The sequence below is a fragment of the Photobacterium galatheae genome, from assembly GCF_000695255.1.
Lineage (GTDB): Bacteria > Pseudomonadota > Gammaproteobacteria > Enterobacterales > Vibrionaceae > Photobacterium > Photobacterium galatheae.
The window spans coordinates 15,193-40,586 of record NZ_JMIB01000023.1 but is presented as its reverse complement, the minus strand read 5'-3'; the positions used below and the strand labels follow the sequence as shown (position 1 = coordinate 40,586).

The window sequence follows — 25,394 nt, the reverse complement described above, 5'->3', positions numbered from 1 at the left end:
TTGAAGCGTGATGAAGCCCTAGCCGGGGCAATGGGGCAGATTCAGACAAAAGTCGATAATTTGCTCAAACGCGAAGACGCACCGACACCTCATGCTGGCAATACCAACCAGAAGCAATACCATGAAACCGCTGAGCTGACGGCTAAAGAAGCCGAAATGCTGGAGAAAATTCGCAAAAAAATGGTAAAACCCGATACTCTTAAAGAAGCAGCTGAAATATTAGATAATCGCAGGAAAGAGCTGATAAAACATGGATATCGGGGTGGTAAATACTCAGATGATGAATTATTGTTGCTCGCTAAATCTGGTAATGTTGCCGCAGAAAGGTTTCATGTTCGCATTATGGAATCAAAATTCTTAGGTGGAGCAGAAAGAGCTGGGAAAATGGGTGCTGACTTTAAAGGAAAGTCTGGTGAGGGGGTGAAATATTGGTCTACCACGCTGGATCAGCTAGAAGATGTTGATAAAGATCCACGATTAATTCATGAGAAATTAGGCCTTGAGTATGATCCATCAAAAACACATGCGATGATAATTATTGATACTGACATTGCTAAAGACATTGCTGATACTAAGAGCATCGTTCCTACTTTTGATGCATTGAAGAATTTTTCGAAAGAGGAAATCCCGGATTTATTCAATGATGAAGAACTAAATGTTTTACTAAGTAAAAGATTTCAAAGTGAATATTCTTCTTTGTATGATGAGGCTTTAAAATCACCCGGGATTATGACAGGAGCATGGGATACTCAAGGTTTAAAAAAATTTATTAGTAAAAAGATATCGGATCTTGAACAGAAAAAACTTATGCTTAAACGAGTGGATATGCAAGATACTCTCGGGAATAACAATCATTTCCTTGGGAATGGATTAACAAAAAACCTGTTAACAGAACAACAGTATGGTGCAATAGAAACACTAAATTTTGAGAGAAAGAAAATGCAACTTAATGACTTTTTTAATGTAGGCGTCGGTGAAAAAAAATTAAACGCGATAGTTATTTTTGACGAGTTGAAACCATTATGAATGTTTATCCACAGAAAGAGATTCTACCATTAATTGAACACCATAAAAAACTACCTTTAGGAGCAAATGTTATAGCTGAGATTCAAGATGAGAATAATTACGGTTATAATTACATGTTTCTATTGTTCAAAAATGAATTAATTGTTTTAATTCACAGGGAAGTTATTTATTCAGGTCAATCTTATTATAGTATTACTCAAGTTGAATTCCCATTGGAAGTACTTCCTTGGTTTGTAGATAAGCTCGAGTTTTTTATGCTTCCATCATCACAGGGAGGATTACGTTCAGGGAAGATTGAAACAGATGCAGATAATGTTGGTGGTGAATATTTGACTATTATGCGATTAATGCGTGCTGGATGTGAATACCCAGGGTATAAAATTGTTAATAAGAGTCGTACTGAACATGATATGGATAAAGTTGATCCAAATGATGAAATCCCAAAAAATAGCTATTTCTATCAGGGTTTAATTATTCCAGACAATTTCCTTTTTGAAGGCGGTTTGCTGGAATTGTGGAAGGACTTAGCAAAACGATATCAGGAAGGAACATTATAGGTGGGTTCAGAAATGAAACAGCTCGGATTAATGTATGATAGGAATCCTTATTTCATTTCTAGCCGTTCAATCAAAGAGCACCGTAATGGTCGTGAATGAACTCGATTTCTTGATTAGGGTTGATGAAGAATTATCTGTAGGAAAATCTGCGGCCAATAATAAAATGTCAGGATGTATGCTTTTGTTCTATTCTTTCTGTCTTTCAATTTAAATGAAATAGAATCCTCCATGAAGGTTGTTAAATATGACCCCATATTTATGTAAAATAGCTGTTTTTGTCAATCGGTTGAATCCCTACTTATATTCAAATGAAAGTGTGGGAGGTGAAATGAACGCGGCTTTTCATGCGGTTCGCGATATTTTCCCCAAAATTTCTGATTTTTTATCTATACATTATCCTCGTTATAGTCAAGAAGACTGCCTGCAAACAGATTTACGAACATCACTGAAGTATAGCATTGAGAAGTTTCTTTCTTCTAAGGATGACTGGCACTTGTTGTTAGATGAGATTTTCGACGGGATATCTGCCGTAACATTGCTTGATTATTCGGCAGAGAGCGTCATCTTAAGCCATGATGGCTACTTTATACCGCGATTTGAAAGTCAACTGATGGCGCGATTAAAGCATTCGTTCAATCGAACCGATCATCTACCCGCATCAATTGGAAAAGATTTAGCGAAGTATTGTCCAGATATCGCTTGCCGGGTATTACCTTTAGTATTCGATTATGAGTGGGGGATTGGTACTCGCATGACATTTTCGGATGCACTGTATAGTATTGGATATCGGAGTACATCCGTCCTGCGATATTATGCGCTTTACCACCAAAACTTTCATGATGATTTTTATTCAAGCCCGGAATGTTTCCCTTTATTGATTGAAAATTTAGATTATTTGATTCATCAGAAAAAATGTCATTTAACTAATGAAACGTTAACGACACTTGAAAATTGGATGGCTCAATTTATCGATGATTACCCAGCGTCTGAATTAACATATCGGTTAATGAACAAATGGCAGGGAGCATCCTGGTCGCAGCGTGAAATTAAACTCTGTAACGGTTGGGAATTTCGTCTGAGTCGTTCACATTATGCTGAAGAATGTTGGTTGACCATTGGTGGGGGTGAGCGTGGGCGCGATCGTATTTTTCCGGATTACCCGGAACAATTGGAATGGGTTCATGCTTGTTTGAAACGAGGCGACTTGGGGTCATACACAGATTCATGGGAGATTCATTTTTCGATTTATGGCGAAGCTTTGTTGCAGCATTTGCTTAAGGAAATAGAGACGTTCAAGCTTGACAGTTGCATGGATGAAAAACCGCAAGAAGCATGGCTGCAATGATCTTGCTTACTTTTTAATGAAAGTGGCCGCGAAGTAAAAATGAAACTTTCTCCTGAATGATTCGCCTGAATGATTCACCTGAATAGATGGCTGAGCCGTTGTGCTGAAATGTCATCTTTTTTTACAATTGTCTTTTTTTGAGGTAAGGGAAAATGACTGCTGAGATGCTTCATCAAAAAAATATCTGTGATTTATGAGGGGGTTACTTTGGATCTTCTGTCCTTTATCTGAGACTTGGTATTAGCCTTGCTTTATCCCTCTGGTATGTAAATGACAGGCTGTGATCACATTGGGCTTGGTTCAAGTAAAAGAGGATAAGGCGCATGGATAAAACACCGCAAACGAGTCGATTGGCAGGGAAAATCGGGATGTTCGCGATTGCAATAGCAATGATGGGAAACTGTCATTCAGCACTCGCTTATCTCGGTGGGTTTGAAGATAACGATGGCTATGTGAATGATTATCTGGAGCCTACGACAACCTTCCCTGAGTTTAATGATTATGTTGTGAATAATTACAATGCGGGTTTGTATGGTACGGCGAACGGCGGCCCTGGTGGCGGGCCAATGACCATTATGTTGAATTCGGGTCGCTGGATGGATTTGAATGGACACCCGAATGATGATTATCATGGCGGAAACTATATTATCGCGCATGCCGTCACACCAGTAACATTGGCGCATAGTGGTACAGCGATGTTAGGGATGAGAACCATTTCAGGTTCTTCCGGTTTTCCTAATTTTGACATCGACTTTGCCTATTTCTTAGATGAGCGGGACTTTTACAATGGTGGTACGCCAGTGACCCCGACGGATACCACGAATCACATTGTTGACTGGTCGATATGGGCGTGTGGCGATGAGCGTACACCACCTGTCGGAACCACCGAGAAGTTTTATTGGACCTTTACCGATGGTAACGGCAACATTGGTGGTCAGGTTGGCTGGGATGATGCCAACGGCTTGCTTTACCGAACCAGTGTTGTAGACCCTTGGACATCGGTGGCTTTTACTGTTGATCCGGCAGCCTACGACCGGTTCGATTTCAGTTTCAATACTTTGGATGACACGTGGTCATTGAGTATTTTTGATAGCAGCAGCACATCTACGCTGAATGTGTTCACCAATCTGGCGATGGGGATGTCGATGGACTATTTTGCGCGCATCGACTGGCACATGGGGACGGGGGTATTTAAGAACTTCTTTGACGATTCGGCGTTTACCATTACAGAACTTGAGGTTCCGAATCCTGTGTCTGCACCAGCTTCTTTCGGTTTGTTGTTACTCGGCAGTGCTGGCTTGATGTGGCGTCATCGCCGTTCATCATCAAAAGTGAATTGATCGATATCAATGTCAGTGGCAGGTCAAGAAAGTGTCCCTTGGGCACTTTCTTATTTTTAGTGATGGTATCAATGACATTTGTTTTCTTTGATGCAGAGAGTGACCCTGTCACTCAATGTGGGTGACATCCAGCTCGATCTCCTGATAGTGGCCTGTTTTTTCATCACGTACCTTCAGCGTTAATTCTTCGCCGACCTGAAATGGTTGGATATTTTCCCCGGGCCGAAAAAGTAACATGACATGTTCAGAAGCACTTGAACCTTCTCCGCGACCATAAATGAAAGCCTGGCTAACAGGTTCGTTTCTATTGTGAGGATGGCCAGAGCGAAAAGCATAAATGATCTGGCTGCTGACGGGAATCCGCCGCAGCCAGATACGTAGTGTGCCTTCCTGAGCGGCATGGGGGGAGACGGTGACTTTCATCATATCCTCAGTATAGTGCCCCTGTCGTCAGGCGGTTTGTGAACGAAGGGCAACCTTTACTGTTTTGCAAAAGTTCGCAGGGAACAACCATCGTATTTGATGCTTTCTGGCGCAACGACTTTACCTTGACCATCAATCACAATGAGATAAATCTTCAGATCATCAACCGACTTTTTCCGCCCAATAAATCGTCGCAGTCCACGGGTGAGATCGATGGTGTATTGTGTATGTTCATATCGCAAGGGATGCTTCGCTCGGAGATCGTACTCATCTCTGACGGCCTGTGCCGGGTTACAGTGGCCGGGTGCGCCATGGCATCTGCCATGTCCAAAAAGAACCAGCCGTCCACAATAGCTGTCATCGTCATAACCGGTGTCTGCGTTACAGGCGGGATTTTCAATATAAGCACGGATTTCAAAGCTTTCTTTGGGCGGATGAAGCCGCAGAAAATCAAGCTGAGCCCGAACAAAGCCGCCTTCAATCAAGCCTAACGAGAGTTCTTTTGCCTGACTTGCGGCGGCCGAGAGCGATCGGGCCGGCAGTGTATTCGTGGTTCCGGTGGTTGCAACAGCAGATTCAACAGAGTTTTCAGAGTAGATGTATCTCAGGGAAATTTCAGCATCAATCAGGTCTTTACCGACTCTGCCGTCGTACACCACTTTCTGGAGGACATGGAGAGGGATGTTGGCATCTGGATGCAATGTCTGCCAGTCGAACCAGACTTTGTCGACCATACTGTGATGGAGCCAGAACAGTGGATCATAGGCTGCTGAGATGACTGCCGTCATGTCACCAATGTTGCCGGGTAATGGGGAATTGCTCTCGCCGCCGACAAGGACATGAATTGCGCCGTGCGCACCAGCGTTAAAATCATTTTGAAAGCTCATAAAGTTGGGGTTATCCATATAGCGATCAACTTCATTTTTCAGAAGAGCGATATTGGCTTTGAACCTTGCGGGAAATCGCTGTGTGTATGCTTGTTCGTCAGCCAAGTTTTGCGATAGGGTCCGGTACAGACTTTTGGCCCGGTTCAGTGGGTTTTCGAGGATATCTCCCCGTTGATTTTTGTAGCTTTTTTCATCCAGTAATTTCGGCAGGCCATTGGCAGCATGTGTAGATTTGTTGAACTGTGTCCAGTCCCAGTAGGGCAGTGTCAGCTCCAGTTCTTTATCTTGACGTTTCCACTGTAATGCGGTGTTCAGTGCTTTTTCGAATGAATAAAGATAAGAGCGATGCCAGGTCAGGAATGTCCGGCTGTCATCGTGACAGAGATCCTGATCATATCCATGTCCTCGGGCTAACGCGTAATATCCCCGGCGATCCCCGATTGCGAGTTCAGAGATTTCATACATGGCTGCATAAGCATCGCGTAAGTCTTGAACATCTTCCGGGTTCAGGCGCAGTAAGTTGAAGCGAATCAGTGGAAGTCCTGCCAGTTTTCTCCGGTGGTTGAGTTTCGCGACAGTCGTCATGGGTTGCTCCTAAATTGGGATGGGTCGAAAGGCAAAACTGCAACGTTTTTTGCCTGAGAAGTAATGCTTGCCTGTAGTGAATATAAGACAATGGAGGGAAACCTGTTGAAGAAGTTGACAAGAGAGGGGGGAAACGCAGAAAAGACGGTGAACCGGGTTGATAAACTGATGAGTGGGCAGAAATAAAAAGAGCGCCACGAGGGCGCTCTTGATTATGTTCGTTTACGCAGAGGGCTTATACGCGCTCAACGTTAGCAGCTTGAGGACCTTTTTGGCCTTGCTCGATATCGAACTTCACTTTCTGACCTTCAGCCAGAGATTTGAAGCCTTCACCAGTGATCGCACGGAAGTGAACGAATACGTCTGCACCGCCGTTGTCTTGAGTGATGAAACCAAAACCTTTCTCGTCGTTAAACCACTTAACAGTACCAGTTGCTTTAGACATAGGATGTCTCCTGAAAATATTAGGAACAATAACGCCCTGAGGCGTGCTTCATGCCAACATAATGGATTGCTTATGGACAAGGATGTAGCTCTTCAGGACAACGGCGCTTAAGGTGAAGCGGGTGTAACGAAGTATACTTTTCACTTTGTTGCATAAATAGCGTTGCATTATAGGCAGGCACATTAGGCCATATTGCAGGGGCCACGGCAAGAAAATAGTGAGTTTCACCTAAAAATTTCTGAGTAATTGTGATGTTAGCGACACTTGTGCTGAATTTTGAAAAGAAAGTCAGGTGGTTAGCGGTGATGTGAATATCACATATTGGTCGGATGACTGGTGCCAGATAGGGACAAAAAAAGGGCTGACTAGCCCTTTTGGTCGCTAACGTACTGTTAACTTATATTTTTTCGACATTGGCCGCTTGCAGGCCTTTTTGGCCTTGCTCAACGTCATAGGTCACTTTTTGGCCTTCGGCCAGTGTCTTGAATCCATCACCAATAATTGCGCGGAAGTGTACAAATACGTCGGCGCCACCGTTATCCTGAGTGATAAAACCAAATCCTTTTTCTTCGTTAAACCACTTAACGGTACCTGTTGCTTTAGACATGTTGTCTCCTGAATCACTAACTCTTACGTTGCTAACCAATAATTTTTTAACGTGAATGCCAACGTACCGCGAGCTTCAGGACAACAGCCTTCTGAAAGAACCTTGACGAGAAGTGTTGCACGTGTATTGCATCTTGCCAAATCACTACTGGTATCTGGAAAGAGTAGGCTCTGGCATACCAAAAGCAAATAATTAAGCGGAAGTTTGTGAGTCACCTAACAAGAAACAGTACGCATATTTGTTTTTTAAGTCCTTGTCGCATAAATGAAAAACAATTGTCATCAGACTGATAGTCTTTTGTGACATGGTTGTCTGGTTGAGTACATGATTCAAACAATAAAGTCCTGAGTGAGATCAATGAAATGAAGGGTGGTTTGATTTCATTGAGATCTTACTTGAGAAGCAAGCGAGGTTTCTGATATAACCCAGATTAATTAAGGCTTTCAAGTTTCATAGTAAGGACAAAACATGAACAATATTCTGGAATTGGTTCGGCTTGCCAGACGTAGAAATAAGCTCAAACGTGAAATTCTGGATAATGACCGTAAGATCAGAGATAACCGCAAGCGTGTTGAATTGCTTGAAAACCTGATTGACTACATTCAGCCTGATATGTCACATGATGAAATTGTCAGCATTATTGAGACAATGAAAGCTGACTATGAAGATCGTGTGGATGACCACATTATTATCAGTGCCGAGCTCTCTAAAGAGCGTCGTGAAGCCAGTAAACTGCTGAAAGAGCAAAAACGTGCAGAGCTGGCGAGTCGTCCTGCCAAGTAAGTTGCTTTCATCACACTTGAATCAATGTGTTTCATAAAAAGCTGCGCTCAGGCGCAGCTTTTTTTATGGGACATTCGGAAAAATCAGCAAGAAAAAACCGCACAGGGCGGTTTTTTGTGAAAAGGCAAGGAACGATAAAGAAAAGTGCTTATACAGCCAAAGCTTCAATTTGTGCTTTGGCCTGATTCAGGCCTTTACTGGCCATTTCATCACCCATGTTCAGTGCTTCAGCATAAACAAATTCGACATCTGTCATGCCCACAAAGCCCAGAATGGTTTTCAGGTAAGGCACCATGGTATCTGTAGGGTTGCCTTGATGCATGCCACCACGAGAGGTGACGACAATCACTTTTTTGTTGGTCAGCAGACCGACAGGGCCATTTTCAGTGTAAGAGAAAGTCACACCAGCACGGGCAATCAAGTCAAACCAGTTCTTTAACTGAGTCGGAATGCTGAAGTTGTACATTGGCGCACCAATGATCAGCGTATCGCTGGCATTGATTTCTTCAATCAACTGGTTCGAAAGTGCGATCGTTTCCTGTTGACGTTGAGTCAGTTGATCGCTGCCGCGTAAACCGCTCGCCAGTTCACCATCCAGAATTGGCAGTGGGTGAGCAACCAGATCGCGTTCGATAATGGTTGAGATGTCGTCTGCCTTTGAATTGACCAGATGATCGATCAGGGCATTCGACTGAGAGTAACCGCCAAGGATGCTGGATTTCAGAACAAGAATTTTAGACATAACATGCTTCCTTCAATAAAAATGCTGGGTCATTGCTGAACTTGGGACCCACTATAAAACTTGAAATGAGTCGCTGAAAGCTGAAAATGTTGTGTAACTTGTTCAACAATTTTGAAGGATGTGAAAAGCTGTACTCAAGCGATGAATAAGTGGGTGGGTTAAGCTTTTGAAATATATTGAAAATGCCTTTGAGCTACAGATAAAAAATAGCCCGAAACGACTCCTGTTTCGGGCTTAGGGGAATGGCTCGTGAGAGCCTTGCGCTAACTGGTTTGTAAATGGAGATCAATTACAATATCAATCTTAGTTCACACAGTATTTTTTGCCAGTTTTAGCCCTGAGACAGGCAAGGCTACTGAGATAGAACCTTTAATTAATCATCTGCTCCGAATTTAACCGCGATTTCCAGATAAACCCGTATCTCGGACCAGTTCTCTGGGCATGCCGTTTTTAATGCGGTTACCGACCCATTTTCCTAAGCCGAATGGATAATCCTGATACGTCACAATGACTTCACCTTGACCAGAAAGCGATTCAGGCCGAATATCGCGCCCCATAATCCATTCATTGGCTTGTTCGTCTGTTAGGGCAATGCACTGTGGTTCGTTGCCTGATGCCAGCGTCATGATGGCTTCATGCTGCCAGCGATAGCCTTTTTTATGCTGTTCTGCCAGCTTGATGCCAATGCGCTGAAAACGAATATTGTCTAGCAGTGGACGCAGACGGGCCGGGAAAAGCCAGATCTCCTGATCGCGAAGCCAAAGCTCACGGTCATCTGGAATTCGGAGGGACAGATCCTGATTCAACTGGTTCAGAATTTGCTCACTTTCTTTGCGGGAAGCTGGAGTGAAAGGGAACTTGGCTTTACGTTTTTTGGCCTGCTCAGTTTCAACGGGAGCGAGTTTTCGGATACGGGCAACAAAAAAGCCTTCGCTGTCGTAGACCTGAGGAAAGACATGCAAAAAGCCTTCTTCAGTACAGGTTTTTTCTGCGCTTTCGAACAGATCATTGAGTGGCTCAAACGACACGGCTTCACCAAAAGTATCTTTGAGATAATGGCAGACGCCCTGGTTTTCTGTTCGGTTCAGGGTACAGGTGGAGTACACCATAACCCCACCTGGCTTTAACGCCTGAAATGCGCTGACAATTAAATCACGCTGAATTGCGGCGATGTCTTCGATATGTGCCAGGCTCCAGTTCGCCATCGCATCTTCATCTTTTCGAATCGCGCCTTCACCAGAGCAGGGTGCATCCAGCAAAATGCTGTCGAATGCTTCCGGGGTCCAGGTGCCAAACACTTTGCCGTCAAAATGGGTCAGGGCTGTGTTTGAAACACCACAGCGTTGCAGGTTCGCATGAAGCACTTTGATGCGGCTGGCAGACAGTTCATTGGCAACCAGTGCTCCCTGATGCTGCATCGCTGCGGCAATCTGGGTGGTTTTGGAGCCGGGTGCTGCAGCCATATCGAGTACACAGCCGATCTGGTCGTTATCTGTCAGTAATGCGGTGACCGGCAGCATTGAGCTGGCTTCCTGAATATAGAAAAGTCCTGCGAGATGCTCGGGAGTATTACCAAGCGATTCGGTTTTGGCTTCATCGTAGTCAATCCAGAAGCCTTCTTTGCACCATGGAATCGGTGTGAGCTGCCAGTCGTTGTGTTGGATGCGTTCCAGAAAATCTTCAACAGAAATTTTCAGCGTGTTAACCCGGATACTGCGCCGCAGTGGGGTGCGGCAACAGGCAAGAAAACTGTCCATATCCAGACTATCGGGCAAAATCTGGCGAATGTGGTGAATGAAATCGTCTGGAATATAAATGGACTGATGCACTTGCTTTATCTCAATTAGAACAGAGGCGGCAAGTCTATAACAAACTGGCAGTTGGATATAGCCTAAGTGTATCGAGTGCCCGGAACAAAACAGGCAAGCCAACTGGCTTGCCTGTAGTCGTGAAGAATAAGGTGCTTATTCAGCCGGAATGGCGGTTCGCCATGTTTTCCATTCAGGGTTTGCTCTTTCGTGAAGCAGGAAATGGGTTCCTGTCTGAGCTGGCGCTGACAGGGGCTGACCTTCAGGCGTTGCCAGTGCAATGCCTCCCCGGATCAGTGTATCCACCGTACCCGCCTGAATGCTGGCGCCAGTCAGTCCCAGGCTGACATCTAATCCGGAGGTATTCCAGAACACGGTGTCTGTACGCACCAAATGGCGAAAATCAGGTTCGATTTGCGCTTCAATCAGAACCCGGTCAGACAGTTCTCCTAATGCGACATGGCTGACCTGACCGACCTGAATGTCTCTGAATAAAAGTGGTGTACCAGGACGAACGGAGGCGCGAGCAATGCTTTCCAAAATAACCGTCAAGCCATGAAAAGTTTCATTGGCTTGTTCAGAAAGCGCAAAAGTCTGACGGTAGTTTCCGTCTCCGGGTTCTACTTCGATATAGCTGTGAAGAATACTATCGAGATTCTTCACACCGGTGAGATCAATTTTAGGTGCGACCAGCCAGAAGTGCGTTTCGTCCCGGGTCAGTGAATCGGCAAATTGTGGAAAGAGCCTGGCATCAATCGTCACCTGACCGGTTTTAAAGTCTGGTGTGAGCGCCAGAACTTTACCAACCACAACGCCCTGATACTGAATATTCGTTCCTGCTGTAATGCCTTTCGCATGACTGGCGGTCAGGCTGATCTGAGTTCCGAACTCTTTTGCATCTTTCAAACTGGCAAAGAGCTTGAACTGTTTGCCAACACGATTCGGAATGCCGCTCATGCTGTCAAATGCTATGCCACCTTTGATCAGAGCAGCCAAAGGGGTGGCTTTAATGTTGACGCCACTCAGGCCGGCTTCAACTTCCACTCCGGACTGATTCCAAAAGACACTGCTGGCTGTGATCAAATGACGATACTGGTTTTGAATCGCCAGCTTTATTGTGACGCCGTCACGTGTCAGGGCGTAGTGACTGACTTGACCGACCGGCAGATTTCGATACAGAACCGGACTGCCTTCACTGACTGATGGCAGCGTATCGGCAAAGAGCTGGATCGTTGTGCTTCCTTGTTGCTGATTTCCGGCCAGACGGGCGAGTGCCTGATTTTTAAATAGCGGGTAATGCTGGCGCATTGGATGTTGGCCTGCACTGGTGAACGCAATACTGTTGCTGATTAATTGTTCTGCAGGCGGAACAGATACATTGATCCCCTCTGGACTGATATCTGCCTGGATGCCCCCATCAATATAAAATCGGCTTTGATTGCGGACCAATGTGGTGTACTCGGGTTTGATAATGATATCAAAACGTACGGAGCCTTTATCCAGAGTGACTTGCTTGACGCTGCCGACCGTCATGCCTTTGTGTGTGACTTTAGTGCCTCTGCCGATGCCATAGCTCTGGTCTGCGTTGAGCTGAATTGTGGCTGCACCAGGACGTTTTTCCTCTAATTGTTCCTGAGTAAAAGCCTGAAACTGACGTGATGGTTCTCCTTCGCCGGGAAGCAGGGTCAGATAGTTTCCTTTAATCAGATTCCCCAGATTTTTCACGCCATTCAAGGAGAGATCGGCTTCTTCCAGCAGCAGGCTGGTACCCGTTGTGAGTAAATCACTCATGCTGGGCTCAATCGCAGCACTGGCAATAATACGTTTGCGTTGACGATCAAGCCGAAGATCGGAAATTTGCCCAATCTGCAACCCCCGGTAAATAATAGGCGCACCACCGGCACTGATGTTGTTGTTATCCGGTAATTCGATGGTAATCGCAATGCCTCGTCCAGCTGTATTCAGATCCGGGTAGAGGCGAAACAGGTGATTGGGCTGAATCGGCAAACCTTCGTCAGGGGAGTCAAAGGCAATGGCACCCGCAATGAGTGCGGACAGGCTTTCAAACTGAACATCAACACCATTGAAGCCGATATTGGCACTGACGCCGCTCACATTCCAGAAGCGGCTTTTATTGGTCACCAGATTGGCATATTGGCGCTGAATCAGCACATCAATCAGAACGCGTTTTTTATTGTTACTCAGGGTGTAGTTGTACACTTCGCCCACAGGGATTTTCTTATAATAAACCTGTGCGCCCACAGAGACGGACCCCAGATCGGGTGCCTGAAGCTGTATGGTCAGGCCATCACCGGCTGGTGTTTCTGACGGTTGGCTATCCAGTGCAGTAAATTCATTGGTTGGTTCTCCTTGTCCGGGTAACAAAGCAATATAGTTACCCGACACTAAAGCATCCAAGCCGCTGATGCCCGTAATAGAGGCTTTCGGCTTGACCAGCCAGAAGCGGGTGCCTTTTCGCAGGATCTGAACGGCTTCCGGGTAGATATCTGCCGTGACGTAAATGCTGTGCAGGTCTTCTGACAGTTTGACGTCACGGACGATCCCGACTTCCAGTCCCTGATAACGGATCGTTGTCCGGCCGGCGATCAGACCGGCAGCATCTTCAAAGTGAATGGTGATCCGTTGTCCGGCTTCACTGACGGCCTGAAAAACGAGCCAAGCTGCCAGCCCCAGTGCCAAAAGCGGGAGAATCCACAGTGGGGAGATTTGTCTGTCTCTTTTGACATTCACCGGTTGCGGTTGCTGCGGGCCGACAGGCGGGCCAAACGGAGGCTGTGGCGGGTAGTTATTTTTTGTCATAGTTATCCCAAATCAGACGAGGATCCAGGCTTTCTGCGGCTAACATGGTCAGTACCACAACCGTAGCAAAAGCAATGGCGCCAGGGCCTGGCGTGAAATCAAGAATTTGACCACGGTCAATTAACGCGACCATGATCGAAATCACAAACAAGTCCATCATGGACCATTTTCCAATCCATTGAATAATACGGTAAATCCTCATTCGATAGATGTGATTAATTTTTCTTTTGAAATGTATACAGAGCAGAATGAATGCCAGACCGAGTATTTTGGCAATGGGGACAATGATACTGGCGAAAAAAATCAGGGCGGCAATTCCTTCCATGCCGGTGTTAATCAACGTGGCAACGCCAGAGAGAATCGTATCTTCAAGCCGTTTGCCATTGTTGAGGAAAATTGAAATTGGGTATGCATTGGCTGGAATGATAAAGATTGCACCTGTGATGAGGTAAGCCCAGGTTTTTTGAATTGAACGGGGTTCGCGATAGTGAATAGGGCTATGGCACCGCAGACAGCGATCACCTTCGGCCTGACTCATGTGACATGTGTGACAATGTAACTTTAATGCTGTGCTTTTATGCTCAGTTTCTGGCTGCCATCGCTCCCAATAACGTTTGACGTGAATACGGGTCAGCATCACGACGATGAGCAACTGCATGCCCACTAAGCAGAAAAGTCCTGGTCCGGCATAAATATCGGCATAGTCTTTCACTTTGAAGCAGGCAATGCCGAGGCTGACGAGATAAACATCAAACATCGCCCAGTGTTTCAGTTTTTCGAGACACCATAATGCGCTTTTGAAGAGTGTCAGCTGTCGTTTGGCCAATCCAAGGTGAGCACCCAGCACAGCCAGAAAGACGACAAAGGGAGCGATGGAACTGCAAAACAGGATCAGAACAGCAACGGCTGGAAAGTCAGACGCGAGCGCGAAGGTGCCTGAGGGAATGGTGGCCGGGATCATCACACCAAACAGGCGAATTGTAATCAATGGGTATAAATGGGCCGGCAGAAACAAAATCAGCCCCGTGATGGCCAGCGCCAGATCACCACGCAGGGAGGGCATGCCTCCCCGGTAAAGACGTGTTTCACAGCGAGGACAGAATGCACTTTGACCCCGAGGTGTGACCATCGGGGTTAAAGGCAAATCACAGCAAGGGCAGAGTCTTACTGTCGACATGGATGGTTCCGTCCTCTTCAATTCGGTTAACTGCTTGAACAGGCGACACTATATTATTTTGTATTGATCCTGGCTACTGTCAGACCAGCGTTATTCAATGGTTGTTCAGTCTCGCTGGATTGGGCTGAGCCATACAGCGTCTGATAAAGACCGGTGGTATTGACCAGTTCGGAATGTGTGCCGGTTTGGCTGACCTGTCCGTCTTCCAGAACATAAATAATATCTGCCTGTTTCACAGCCGACAGACGGTGCGCAACAATCAATGTGGTTTTGCCATACAGAAAATCGTTCAGTGCGGTATGCAGAGCGGCTTCTGTTGCTGTATCGAGCGCAGAGGTCGCTTCATCCAGAATCACGAAGTCCGGGTTGGTCAGGATCATCCGCGCGATCGCCAGTCGCTGACGTTGTCCACCGGATAAACGAATGCCCTGACGACCGATCTGTGTGTCCAGCCCTTCACTCAGGCGTTGTGTGACATCTGTTAACTGGGCAACTTCAAGCGCTTGCCACAATGCTTCATCTTTGTAGTGAGCACCCAGAGAGAGATTGTTACGAAGGGTGTCATTGAACAGAACAGGTTGTTGCAGGACAACGGCCATTTTTTCCCGCAGTGCTTCATAGCTGACGTCCTCAACCGGATGACCATTAATCAGGATATCGCCGCTGTCTTTCTGATAGATGCCAAGGAGCAGTTGAATCAGTGTGGATTTGCCACCACCGGATGCACCAACCAGAGCCACTCGTTTGCCGGCAGGCAGAGATAAGTTCAGGCCATTCAGGACTTTCTTATCTTCATCATAGGAGAAATCAAGGTTGTTGATCTCAATGGCAATGTGTTGACCGTTGTTGAACGGATCAACTTTGGCAACCGGACGGACTTCTTCTTCTAGCGCAATCAGATGATTCAGTCGCTGCATTGCTGCTGAAGCACCGTACCAGGCAAACTGAATCCCCAGCAATTCCTGTACCGGACTCAGCATAAACCAGAGATAGCCAAAGACGGCGAACATCTGTCCAACGGTTAAATCGCTGAACAGCACCATCAGCATCGCGGCGGCCCGGAAGAGTTCGAAACCAATCAGAAACAGCAGGAAGGAGACACGTCCAGCGGCTTCAGATTGCCAGGCGTATTTGTCTGCATTGTGCCGAATGCCATTCGCATGTTCTTTCAGGTTGGCCAGAAAATCCCGTTCGCGGTTTGCCGCGCGTAACTGATAGATCCCGTCCAGAGTTTCCACCAGCCGCTGTTGAAACTTCTCGAATGCCTGGTTCTCTTGACGTTTCAGGTTCTTGACCCGGTTGCCCATTTTTCGGGAAGCATAGATAACGACAGGGTTGACCAGCAGGATAAACAGTCCAAGTTCCCAGTTCAGCCAAAGCAGGACGGTCGCGGTTCCGATGACAGTCAAAACACCAATCAAAAAACGGCTGAGTGTATCTCCGACAAATTTATCAATGGTTTCGACATCGGTGACGAGGTGCGAGGTGATCCCACCGCTACCGCGTTCTTCGTACTGGCGCATACTGATCCGACCGAGCTTATCAATCAGATGGCGCCGCATCTGATAAGTGATATTTTTCGCCACCAGCGTAAATTGGCGGCTCTGCAAAATGTTCAGGGCCTGACTCGCGGTACGCATCAGAACCACCATCAAGAGTACCAGTACAATGTAGGCTGCTGATGTTTGCCAGGCTTCGGGAAGAAGATAGTTGAGCAGAGCGATACCTTGGCCGGGTTGTTGCAGCAGAACTTCATCTACCATCAGTGGCATGAGCAGGGGGATCGGGACGCTGATGAGCGTGGCAATCACGGCGATGATATTGGCAGTGATGAGCCTCTTTTTATGATGTTTTGCTTGCTTTATCAGCCACGACCAGTTAATCATTTGATTCGTTGAGTCTTTCACTATGATAATGATTCCTATTTCTATGAAAGGGTGCCATTTTAGCGGCTATATAAGGAGTAAGCCATGGAAAATAAATCTGCATTTTATCGACGCCTCACCCAACAGGCAGTAGCTCTGATTGACGGAGAACCCGATATCATTGCTAATATTTCTAATATTAGTGCCTTACTCAACATGGAGTTAGAGGATATTAACTGGGTCGGCTTCTACTTGCTGAAAGAGAATGAGCTTGTGTTAGGGCCATTCCAAGGCAAGCCAGCCTGTGTTCGAATTCCGGTGGGTCGTGGTGTTTGTGGTACAGCAGCCTCTGAGAATAAAGTTCAGCGGGTGAGTGATGTTCATCAATTTGAAGGTCATATTGCATGCGATGCTGCCAGTAATTCTGAGATCGTGATTCCACTCTTGGTCAAAGGCCAGTTGTACGGTGTGTTGGATATTGATAGTCCAAGTCTGTCAAGATTTGACCAAGAAGATGAAGACGGACTAGTTTCATTCATTGAGGAACTACAAATTAAGCTCTAATTGTATGCTTTCGGTGGTTTTTCAGTATTAGGTAATTATAATAGCCCGCACTTATTGGTTTTAATTAAAAAGCACTAACAGCGAGATACTCTCGCTTTGTCAGGAAATTCCATGGAAAACTCTGAAAAGTTAACGAACAGTAAAGAAGTGATTGCCTATATTGCCGAGCAATTTCCAAAGTGTTTTACTGTTGAAGGTGAAGCTAAACCATTAAAAATTGGTATCTTCCAAGACCTCGCTGAACGACTGAGTGATGATCCTAAAGTCAGCAAAACTCAGCTGCGAGCAGCGCTTCGTCAGTACACTTCTTCCTGGCGTTATCTTCATGGTGTTAAAGCCGGCGCTAGCCGTATTGACCTTGATGGCAATGAGTGTGGTGTGTTAGAACAAGAACATGTCGAGCACGCACAGAAAGCGCTTGAAGAAAGCAAAGCTAAGGTTCGTGCCCGCCGTAAAGAGCAGGCAGCAGCGAAAGCCGCCGCAGAAGGTGACGCTAAGCCAAAGAAAGTTCGAGCAAAATCGCCTAAAGCTAGAAACGTGAAGCCAAAAACGTCTAAGCTAGATAAGAAGCCGGTAGAAACAACTCGCGCTTTGTCTTCAGATGAAGTGAAGGTTGGTAAAGATGTCAGTGTCAATATGGGCAATGGCAACATGCCGGCAACAATTGTGGAAATTAATAAGGACGATGTGCGTGTCCGTCTGACTAATGGCCTGACCATGGTTGTGAAAGCGGAGCACCTTCGTTCGTAAAGGAGAATGCTCGACGTATGAAATGTCGATTCCGTTTCTCACTGATCGCTGCCGGCATTGTGCTGGCAGCATCAGCCCAGGCCCTGGAAGCCACACAGACTCAAAGTGAATTGCCTGTTTTAACACCAGAAAAACAGCATGCGACCGCCAGTAAACGAGTAGCCTCACGGTTTACCCGTTCTCACTATCGCCAGTTCTCACTTGATGATCAATTCTCAGCCCACATTTTCGATCGCTATCTGGAAATGCTGGACTATAACAAAAGCTTTCTGACGCAGTCTGATATTCAGCAGTTTGAACAATGGAAGCATCAGCTGGATGATCAACTCAAGCGGGGGGAAACCACCGCAGCCTATGATATCTTCAATACTGTCCTCAAACGCCGGTTTGATCGTTACCAATATGCACTCAGCCTATTGAATAAACCGATGTCTTTTCGTGTGAACGAAGATATGGTGATCGACCGGTCTGAAATGGCATGGCCGAAAGACCGAGCTGAGCTGAATGAGATTTGGCGAGAGCGAGTGAAGTCGGATGAGTTGAATCTCAAACTGGCCGGTAAAGACTGGAAAGAAATCCAGGAGACGTTGAGAAAGCGTTATAACAATGCTTTAAAACGTCTGACTCAAAGCCACAGTGAAGATGTTTTCCAGCTCTACATGAATGCCTTCGCGCGTGAAGTCGATCCGCACACCAGTTATCTTTCACCTCGTAGTGCTGAACAGTTCCAGTCTGAAATGAACCTGTCTCTGGAAGGGATTGGTGCAGTTCTGCAGGTGGATGATGAATATACAGTGATTCGTTCATTGGTGGCTGGTGGCCCAGCGTCCAACTCGAAAAAACTTGCTGCCGGAGACCGAATTATCGGTGTTGGTCAGGAAGGGAAAGAGATGGTCGACATCGTTGGCTGGCGTCTGGATGACGTTGTGCAGCTGATTAAAGGACCGAAGGGCAGTAAAGTCCGTCTGGAGATTCTACCAGAGGGAAGCAATGCGAAGAGTTACAGTGTCACTATTGTTCGCGATAAAATTCGTCTCGAAGACCGAGCCGCTAAATCTTCGGTAGAAGTCTATCAGGGTCGTAAGATCGGTATTATCGAGATCCCGAGCTTTTATGTGGGCCTGTCTGAAGACACGAAGAAAGAGCTTGCCAAGCTGAATCAACAGCAAGTCGATGGGATTGTGATTGACCTGCGAAATAACGGGGGTGGCGCACTCACGGAAGCAACAGCATTGACCGGCTTGTTTATTGACAGTGGTCCTGTGGTTCAGGTGCGTGATAGCTACGGCCGGGTCAAAGTGAATGGCGATTCCGACGATCGCGTGTACTTCGATAGTCCGTTGACAGTTCTGATTAACCGCTACAGTGCTTCTGCATCTGAAATTTTTGCAGCTGCAATGCAGGATTATGGCCGTGCTGTCATTATTGGTGAGCAATCCTTTGGTAAAGGAACCGTGCAACAGCATCGTTCTCTGAACCATATCTATGATCTGTTTGATAAGCCGTTGGGCCATGTACAATACACGATTCAAAAGTTCTATCGTATTAATGGTGGTAGTACTCAGAATCTTGGTGTTGTCCCGGATATCAGTTTCCCGACTGCAGTTGATCCTGCTGATACAGGGGAGAGCGTAGAAGATAATGCATTGCCTTGGGATAGCATCAAGCCTGCGGGCTATCAGAAAATGTATGACTTCTCGCCATTGCTGCCTTCTTTGCGTACGAAGCACTTGCAACGTATTAAAAATGATAGAGAATTCGGTTTTATCTTTGATGACATTGCCAGATATAAGGCTGAGAAAGATAAAAATACTTTATCGTTAAACGAGAGCATGCGTCGCGCAGAGCAGGATAAGGATGAGAAAGAGCGTCTTGAGCGTTTGAATGTCCGTCAGAAAGCGCTGGGTAAGAAACCATTCCTCGCGCTGAAGGATATTCCGAAGGATTATGAAGCACCGGATGCCTATCTGGATGAAGCCGTAGCCATTACGGCAGATTTAGTGAAGGCTGAACAGAGTTAATTCTTCTTTGAGATAGCACGAAGATACAACGCAAAATTAACCCAGACGGTACACTTAGGTGTGCCGTTTTTTTTTGTCACCTCTAAACCACCGCCTATGGCGGTGGTGATCGGTGAATGAGTAGCACAGAAGCAATTTTCAACATCACCTTTCTTTGTAGCACTCATCTGTTCGCAAGGTAGCTTCCAGAAGCCGTCTCAAACATGAAACAGGTTGAGGAATACTTGTGACGCTTGTCATATTCTTGCGCGAGAAACAGGAACGGGAGCTAGTGTGAATAGTAGGGGCTGATATTTGTCTGGGGTACTATCATGCTGCGTTCCATTTTTTTGTCCTTGATATTGAGTGTTTTTTCATGGAGTTACGCTGTCACTGCGGATGAGCTGACAGAGTTTGACTATCCGTTATTACTCGGTGATTGGTACTGGTTCAGTACAACCGATGAAGGTGTAGAGAGTGAGGGGATCCACTATCGAGCCATGAATATCAAGTTTAATTCTGCTTACCATTTTAAAGTGCGGTTACTCAGAACAGATGGCCGTATTGATGAATGGGAAGGGAAGTACGATATTGATGAAACAACTCTTACGATGAATTCTGCAGGGCAGCCTACACAGCAGCATGAATATGTATTGAGTTATAACCAGTTTCTGCTGGATGGTGCTCGATTTACTAAATTAGCGCCCGAGAATCTGCCTGGCAGTTGGCGTTCTTCCAGGATTCAAGGTTCAGACGTTGATAAACGGGTTTCTGAACTGAAGTTATCTTTACGGCCGGACTTTTTATTTTCTGCTCAGGTCATTGGCAAAGACGGGAAGCGAATTGAGCATAAAGGTATTTATTATCTCGAAGATGATCGTATTGTCCTTATTTATGAAGATGGTCAGCACGACAGTCATTTCAAGTTAGGGGGAGATAATACACTCACCCTGACCAATAAACAGTTTGGAATGGAAGCAGTGATGCAACGTCAGTAAGTAGACTTCATTTATCAAAAAGTGAAAGCAAAGAGAGGCTGAAAAGCCTCTCTTTTTTACGTTCGATTCGGAACGATCAGTCGTTGGCAATCTTGAATGCCTGGCGCAGCTGATCAAGATAGGCCTCATCATGACAAATGCTTTTGCCCGGCTCATCTGAGATTTTGGCCACTGGCCGGCCTTCACACTCTGTGAGTTTCAAAACGATATTTAACGTTTTCACACCCGGTAAATCACAAGTCATGCTTGTGCCAATCCCAAAGCTGACGTTGATACGTTCACAGAAATGCTGATAAATGGTCAGCGCGCGTTCCAATGTCAGGCTGTCAGAAAACACCAGGGTTTTGCTTTTTGGATCAATCCCTAATGCTTCATAGTGTGCAATGGCTTTTTCACCCCATGCGATTGGATCACCACTATCGTGACGAAGTCCGGTGAAGCGCAGGGAAAGACGCAGATCAAAATCGCGCAGGAATGCATCCATGTTAATGCAGTCGGTAAGGGCAATCCCCAGGCTATCCGGGTATTCCTGTAACCAGCGGTTGAGTGCAAGCTGTTGCGAGTCTGCAAGTTCCCCCGCAAGCTGCTGATGCGCCTGAAACCATTCATGTGCCTGTGTGCCAATGGGTGTCAGGTTGAGCGTTCGAGCCAAATGGTAGTTTGACGTGCCGCTTAGATGAGGAAAATGCTGTTTCAGGTAATTCACGACGGCATAGTGGACTTCTTTCGAAAAGCGACGTCGAGTACCAAAGTCAACCAGTGAAAAATGGCTCGTATCTGTATCTCGGCCCAGCGCATCGAAATGCGCCAGCTTACGTTGTAGCTGATTTATGGCGTCGGTGACTGTGGCCTGAGGGTAAAGCTGATGACAGCGGAGTTCACAGACAATGGCCAGTAAAGGGACTTCCCATAAAATCAGATCCAGCCATTTCCCTTCAATACGTATCGTGAGTTGTCCATCCGCTTCACCGACTTCGACTTGCGAAGGATTCAGGCGAAAGTCTTTGAGGAAATCCAGATAATCCTGTTGAAAGAAAGGTAGAGTCGCAAGATATTCAATTTCTTCATGGGTAAATTTCAGCTCACCCATGTGTTCGAGCTGTCTTTGGATATCATCCTTGTATGGCCGTAGATCCTCGTCACTGCGACAATGAAACTCAGCGGCAGCATCTACATCGGGATACAGGTGGAAGATTGCCTGCTGCATATGGAGTTTGTAGGCATCGGTATCAAGCAGTGAATCAATGATCCAAGGTTGCATAATGTGGTTCATATTGCAGAGTAATTCCTGTTAAAACGGCTAAAATCAATCTACTTGAGCAGAGTGTATCGGTTGGAATTTTTTAGATTTGCCATTGTTGCGCGACAAGGCATGGGGAACAAGTAAAAAGATAAGATTTTCAGCGCAAGTGCTATCTGCTAACATTTTGTCTTCATTCAGAGTAAAGACAAGATGAGAACATGCTGAAGTATTACTATGAAGTATAGCTGATGCACTTTTAAGCAATCTTGTCTGATTTCTTTTGACCCGAAGCGGCAGTGATGCCGTGAATCTTGTCTTTATCTGCTGAGTTACCAGTGAACATCTTTTGCGCTGGTTTTGTAATTTCTCAGTCTCGCAGCTGGTGTTTCAATGACTGAAACACGCCAGAGCTAATGGCCGTTCATGGTTTTGAAAGGTTTACTCTGACGGCGAGACTGCCAATATGGATGACTAAGGAAGAATAGAAATGGCTGATCAACCCACTGCCGCACAACCGACTGCTAAATATCGTGCAGATTATCAGGCACCAGATTTTACGATCACGGATATCGACCTGACGTTTGATCTGCATGACACAGCCACCCGCGTGATTGCTGTCAGTCAAGTTAAGCAACAAACACAAGGGGTGACTTCGCTAGAACTGGACGGTGATGAATTGGTTTTGCATCGGCTGGAAATCAACGGTGAAAGCTGGGAGCACTTTGAGCAGACGGAGAGTGGCCTGATTCTTCGTGAACTTCCTGCGGTGTTTGAGTTGACGATTGAAACTGAGATCAATCCGGAAGCAAATACCTCTCTGGAAGGTCTGTACAAATCCGGTGGTGGTTTCTGTACCCAGTGTGAAGCTGAAGGTTTCCGAAGAATTACTTATTACCAGGATCGTCCGGATGTCTTGGCCCGTTTTACAACCAAAGTGATTGCCGATAAAGCAAGTTTCCCTTATTTGCTGAGTAACGGTAACAAAGTGGGGAGCGGTGATCTGGAGAATGGCCGTCACTGGGTACAATGGCAGGATCCGTTTCTGAAGCCTTGTTATTTGTTCGCACTGGTTGCCGGCGATTTTGATGTGCTGCGAGACAGCTATAAAACAGTCAGTGGTCGCGATGTGGCACTGGAAATTTTTGTCGATAAAGGCAATCTGGACCGTGCAGAGCATGCGATGCACTCGCTGATCAATTCCATGAAGTGGGATGAAGAGCGCTTCGGCCTGGAATATGACCTGGATATTTACATGATTGTTGCCGTTGATTTCTTCAACATGGGTGCCATGGAAAATAAAGGTCTGAATATCTTCAATTCTAAGTTCGTTCTGGCGAATTCAGCGACTGCGACAGACACCGACTATCTTGGGATTGAGTCTGTGATTGGTCACGAATACTTCCATAACTGGACCGGTAACCGCGTGACCTGCCGCGATTGGTTCCAGCTGAGTCTGAAAGAAGGTCTGACGGTATTCCGGGATCAGGAATTTTCTTCTGATCTGGGTTCTCGTCCGGTGAACCGTATTCAAAATGTCCGGATCATGCGTGGTCCTCAGTTTGCGGAAGACCGTGGCCCAATGTCGCATCCAATCCGTCCGGAGAAAGTGATTGAGATGAATAACTTCTACACCCTGACCGTTTATGAGAAGGGGAGTGAAGTGATTCGGATGATGCATACACTGCTGGGCGAAGACGGCTTCCAGGCGGGAATGAAATTATACTTCGAGCGTCACGATGGCACTGCTGCCACCTGTGATGACTTTGTTCAGGCGATGGAAGATGCTTCTGGCGTTGATCTGGGTCAGTTCCGTCTGTGGTACAGCCAGTCTGGTACACCGGTAGTGACTGTCAGCACAGCGTACGAGGCGGATGCGAAACGTTACCTAGTCACAGTGAAGCAGCAAACTGCACCCACACCAGGGCAGAAAGAGAAGTTGCCGCTGCATATTCCGTTTGATATCGAGCTGTATGACAGTAAAGGCGAGGTGATTGAGTTACAGTGTAACGGTGAGCGTGTGCATCACATTCTGAACGTCACTCAGTCTGAGCAAACTTTCACGTTTGATCAGGTGAATGAAAAGCCTGTTATCTCGATGCTGCGTGAGTTTTCTGCACCGGTTGTGCTGGAATATGATTACAGCGACGAAGAGCTGGTCTTCCTGATGACGCATGCCCGGAATGAGTTTGCCCGCTGGGACGCTGGTCAGATGCTGCTAGCGAAGTATATCCGCAGTAATGTTCAGGCAGTACAGGCTGGTAATGCCGTCGTCTTCCCGGAAAATGTGGTTGATGCATTCCGTGGTGCGTTGCTGGATGAAAAACTGGATCCGGCTTTCATTGCTGAAATGCTGACATTACCGAGTGAAAATGAAGTCGCCGGTTGGTATGAGCGGGTTGATGTGGATGCGATCCACACAGTGCTGGCGCAGATTGAACAGATCCTCGCATCAGCGCTGGAAGATGAACTGTCTGCTATTTATCATTCTCTGTCACAAAGCGGCTACAGCATTACTCATGATGCGATGGCAAAACGTTCACTGCGTAATCGTTGCCTGGCTTATCTGGCGTATACAGAGCAGGGGGAAAAACTGGTTTCTGCTCAGTACGGGAAAGCCGACAATATGACAGATACGATTGCTGCGATGAGTGCAGCAAATGAAGCACAGCTCGCTTGCCGTGAAACACAGATGGCGGACTTCAGCAGTAAATGGAGCCATGATGGTTTGGTGATGGACAAGTGGTTTGTCCTGCAGGGTAAAAACCCAGCGGGGAATTCACTGGCCAATGTCCGCGAAACCATGAACCATCCGGCGTTTAGTCTGAAGAACCCGAATCGGACGCGTAGTCTGGTTGCCAGCTTCTGTGCGAATAACCCAGTTCATTTCCATGCGAAAGATGGCAGCGGTTATCGTTTCCTGACTGAGATTCTGACGGCGCTGAACAGTTCAAATCCTCAGGTGGCTTCACGCCTGATTGAACCTTTCCTGAAGTATCGTTTGTACGATGAAGATCGTCAGGCACTGATGCGCGCTGAGCTTGAGCAACTGGCGAAACTGGAAAATCTAGCGAGAGATTTGTTCGAGAAAGTGGAAAAAGCCCTTGAACAATAAGCTCAATTTGTTTTAATCAGAAGGCTCCTCAAAAGGGAGCTTTCTTTTTATCTGCCATTTCTTTTTCTGTCTATCGCTGCCAGGCCTGTCTGCATGAAGAGATACAGCTTTTCAGTCAACATTCCTTACCAAACCTTCCTGCAACATTACTCCGGTGCTGCGAGTGCCGTACTGGTGTACACCGATGAAGGTCTTCGTCTTCAGCTACCTGCAAGCAGACTCCGGCCGTTTCTGAGCCAACTTGGCGTTCGGGGACGTTTCAGAGTGAGTGTCAGTTCAGAAAATCGCCTGGAAAAATTGGAGAAAATCGCTTAGAA

General features: G+C 46.3%; 21 protein-coding genes. 11 read left to right on the top strand and 10 right to left on the bottom strand.

The window, feature by feature from the left end:
* The 4 genes from EA58_RS20930 to EA58_RS11350 all read left to right on the top strand — a co-directional run bounded on the left by EA58_RS20930 (position 1) and on the right by EA58_RS11350 (position 4,268).
* The gene (locus tag EA58_RS20930) at positions 1–1,026 is read left to right on the top strand and encodes a hypothetical protein (RefSeq protein WP_152547999.1); all 1,026 of its coding nucleotides are present in this window, start codon (positions 1–3) and stop codon (positions 1,024–1,026) included.
* Positions 1,023–1,583: a hypothetical protein gene (locus tag EA58_RS11360; protein ID WP_036752701.1), complete on the top strand. Its 561-nt coding sequence runs from the start codon at positions 1,023–1,025 to the stop codon at positions 1,581–1,583. Before EA58_RS20930 ends, EA58_RS11360 begins: the two co-directional genes overlap by 4 nt.
* 244 nt (positions 1,584–1,827) lie before the next feature.
* Entirely contained in the window at positions 1,828–2,928 is a 1,101-nt protein-coding gene (locus EA58_RS11355) for a hypothetical protein (RefSeq protein ID WP_152547998.1), read from the top strand.
* 323 nt (positions 2,929–3,251) lie between these two features.
* The gene (locus EA58_RS11350) at positions 3,252–4,268 is read left to right on the top strand and encodes a hypothetical protein (RefSeq protein WP_036752699.1); all 1,017 of its coding nucleotides are present in this window, start codon (positions 3,252–3,254) and stop codon (positions 4,266–4,268) included.
* Positions 4,269–4,376: 108 nt separating this feature from the next.
* On the opposite strand, the gene EA58_RS11345 is transcribed toward EA58_RS11350, so the two are convergent.
* The 4 genes from EA58_RS11345 to cspE (EA58_RS11330) all read right to left on the bottom strand — a co-directional run bounded on the left by EA58_RS11345 (position 4,377) and on the right by cspE (EA58_RS11330) (position 7,215).
* Positions 4,377–4,691, bottom strand: coding sequence for a hypothetical protein (locus EA58_RS11345; protein WP_036752697.1), 315 nt, complete (start codon positions 4,689–4,691; stop codon positions 4,377–4,379).
* Between the two features lie 56 nt (positions 4,692–4,747).
* On the bottom strand, positions 4,748–6,163 hold the full coding sequence (locus tag EA58_RS11340) for a tyrosinase family protein (protein WP_036752695.1): 1,416 nt from the start codon (positions 6,161–6,163) through the stop codon (positions 4,748–4,750).
* 235 nt (positions 6,164–6,398) lie between these two features.
* The gene (cspE, locus tag EA58_RS11335; protein ID WP_036752693.1) at positions 6,399–6,608 is read right to left on the bottom strand and encodes a transcription antiterminator/RNA stability regulator CspE; all 210 of its coding nucleotides are present in this window, start codon (positions 6,606–6,608) and stop codon (positions 6,399–6,401) included.
* Positions 6,609–7,005: 397 nt separating this feature from the next.
* On the bottom strand, positions 7,006–7,215 hold the full coding sequence (cspE, locus tag EA58_RS11330; RefSeq protein ID WP_036752690.1) for a transcription antiterminator/RNA stability regulator CspE: 210 nt from the start codon (positions 7,213–7,215) through the stop codon (positions 7,006–7,008).
* 468 nt (positions 7,216–7,683) lie between these two features.
* Here cspE (EA58_RS11330) and EA58_RS11325 point away from each other — a divergent pair, with 468 nt between their 5' ends.
* Positions 7,684–7,998, top strand: coding sequence for a DUF496 family protein (locus EA58_RS11325; protein WP_036752687.1), 315 nt, complete (start codon positions 7,684–7,686; stop codon positions 7,996–7,998).
* Between the two features lie 148 nt (positions 7,999–8,146).
* Here the strand turns inward: EA58_RS11325 and EA58_RS11320 are convergent, their stop codons facing one another.
* The 5 genes from EA58_RS11320 to EA58_RS11300 form a co-directional block, all read right to left on the bottom strand.
* The gene (locus EA58_RS11320) at positions 8,147–8,740 is read right to left on the bottom strand and encodes an FMN-dependent NADH-azoreductase (protein WP_036752684.1); all 594 of its coding nucleotides are present in this window, start codon (positions 8,738–8,740) and stop codon (positions 8,147–8,149) included.
* Between the two features lie 392 nt (positions 8,741–9,132).
* Positions 9,133–10,569, bottom strand: coding sequence for a 16S rRNA (cytosine(1407)-C(5))-methyltransferase RsmF (gene rsmF / locus EA58_RS11315; RefSeq protein ID WP_036752681.1), 1,437 nt, complete (start codon positions 10,567–10,569; stop codon positions 9,133–9,135).
* A gap of 135 nt (positions 10,570–10,704) precedes the next feature.
* Positions 10,705–13,368, bottom strand: a complete 2,664-nt coding sequence (locus EA58_RS11310) for an MlaD family protein (protein WP_036752678.1) — start codon at positions 13,366–13,368, stop codon at positions 10,705–10,707.
* On the bottom strand, positions 13,355–14,545 hold the full coding sequence (locus EA58_RS11305) for a paraquat-inducible protein A (protein ID WP_036752675.1): 1,191 nt from the start codon (positions 14,543–14,545) through the stop codon (positions 13,355–13,357). The genes EA58_RS11310 and EA58_RS11305 overlap by 14 nt, the downstream gene beginning before the upstream one ends.
* 53 nt (positions 14,546–14,598) lie before the next feature.
* Positions 14,599–16,431: an ABC transporter ATP-binding protein gene (locus tag EA58_RS11300; protein WP_036752672.1), complete on the bottom strand. Its 1,833-nt coding sequence runs from the start codon at positions 16,429–16,431 to the stop codon at positions 14,599–14,601.
* An 84-nt stretch (positions 16,432–16,515) separates the two neighbouring features.
* On the opposite strand from EA58_RS11300, the gene EA58_RS11295 reads away from it, so the two are divergent.
* The 4 genes from EA58_RS11295 to EA58_RS11280 all read left to right on the top strand — a co-directional run bounded on the left by EA58_RS11295 (position 16,516) and on the right by EA58_RS11280 (position 20,722).
* Entirely contained in the window at positions 16,516–16,974 is a 459-nt protein-coding gene (locus EA58_RS11295) for a GAF domain-containing protein (RefSeq protein WP_036752669.1), read from the top strand.
* Positions 16,975–17,085: 111 nt separating this feature from the next.
* A complete protein-coding gene (proQ, locus tag EA58_RS11290) occupies positions 17,086–17,724 on the top strand; it encodes an RNA chaperone ProQ (RefSeq protein ID WP_036752666.1) in 639 nt (212 codons plus the stop codon).
* Positions 17,725–17,741: 17 nt separating this feature from the next.
* Positions 17,742–19,745, top strand: coding sequence for a carboxy terminal-processing peptidase (prc, locus tag EA58_RS11285; protein WP_036752663.1), 2,004 nt, complete (start codon positions 17,742–17,744; stop codon positions 19,743–19,745).
* Positions 19,746–20,056: 311 nt separating this feature from the next.
* Entirely contained in the window at positions 20,057–20,722 is a 666-nt protein-coding gene (locus tag EA58_RS11280) for a lipocalin family protein (protein WP_036752660.1), read from the top strand.
* Positions 20,723–20,798: 76 nt separating this feature from the next.
* Here EA58_RS11280 and pncB read toward each other — a convergent pair whose 3' ends face one another.
* On the bottom strand, positions 20,799–21,995 hold the full coding sequence (gene pncB / locus EA58_RS11275) for a nicotinate phosphoribosyltransferase (protein ID WP_036752657.1): 1,197 nt from the start codon (positions 21,993–21,995) through the stop codon (positions 20,799–20,801).
* Positions 21,996–22,452: 457 nt separating this feature from the next.
* Between pncB and pepN the strand changes: the two genes are divergently transcribed.
* Both pepN and EA58_RS21350 read left to right on the top strand, forming a co-directional pair.
* Positions 22,453–25,077: an aminopeptidase N gene (gene pepN, locus EA58_RS11270; RefSeq protein WP_036752654.1), complete on the top strand. Its 2,625-nt coding sequence runs from the start codon at positions 22,453–22,455 to the stop codon at positions 25,075–25,077.
* Between the two features lie 93 nt (positions 25,078–25,170).
* A complete protein-coding gene (locus tag EA58_RS21350; RefSeq protein WP_081819632.1) occupies positions 25,171–25,392 on the top strand; it encodes a DUF2835 domain-containing protein in 222 nt (73 codons plus the stop codon).
* The last annotated feature ends 2 nt before the right edge of the window (positions 25,393–25,394 follow it).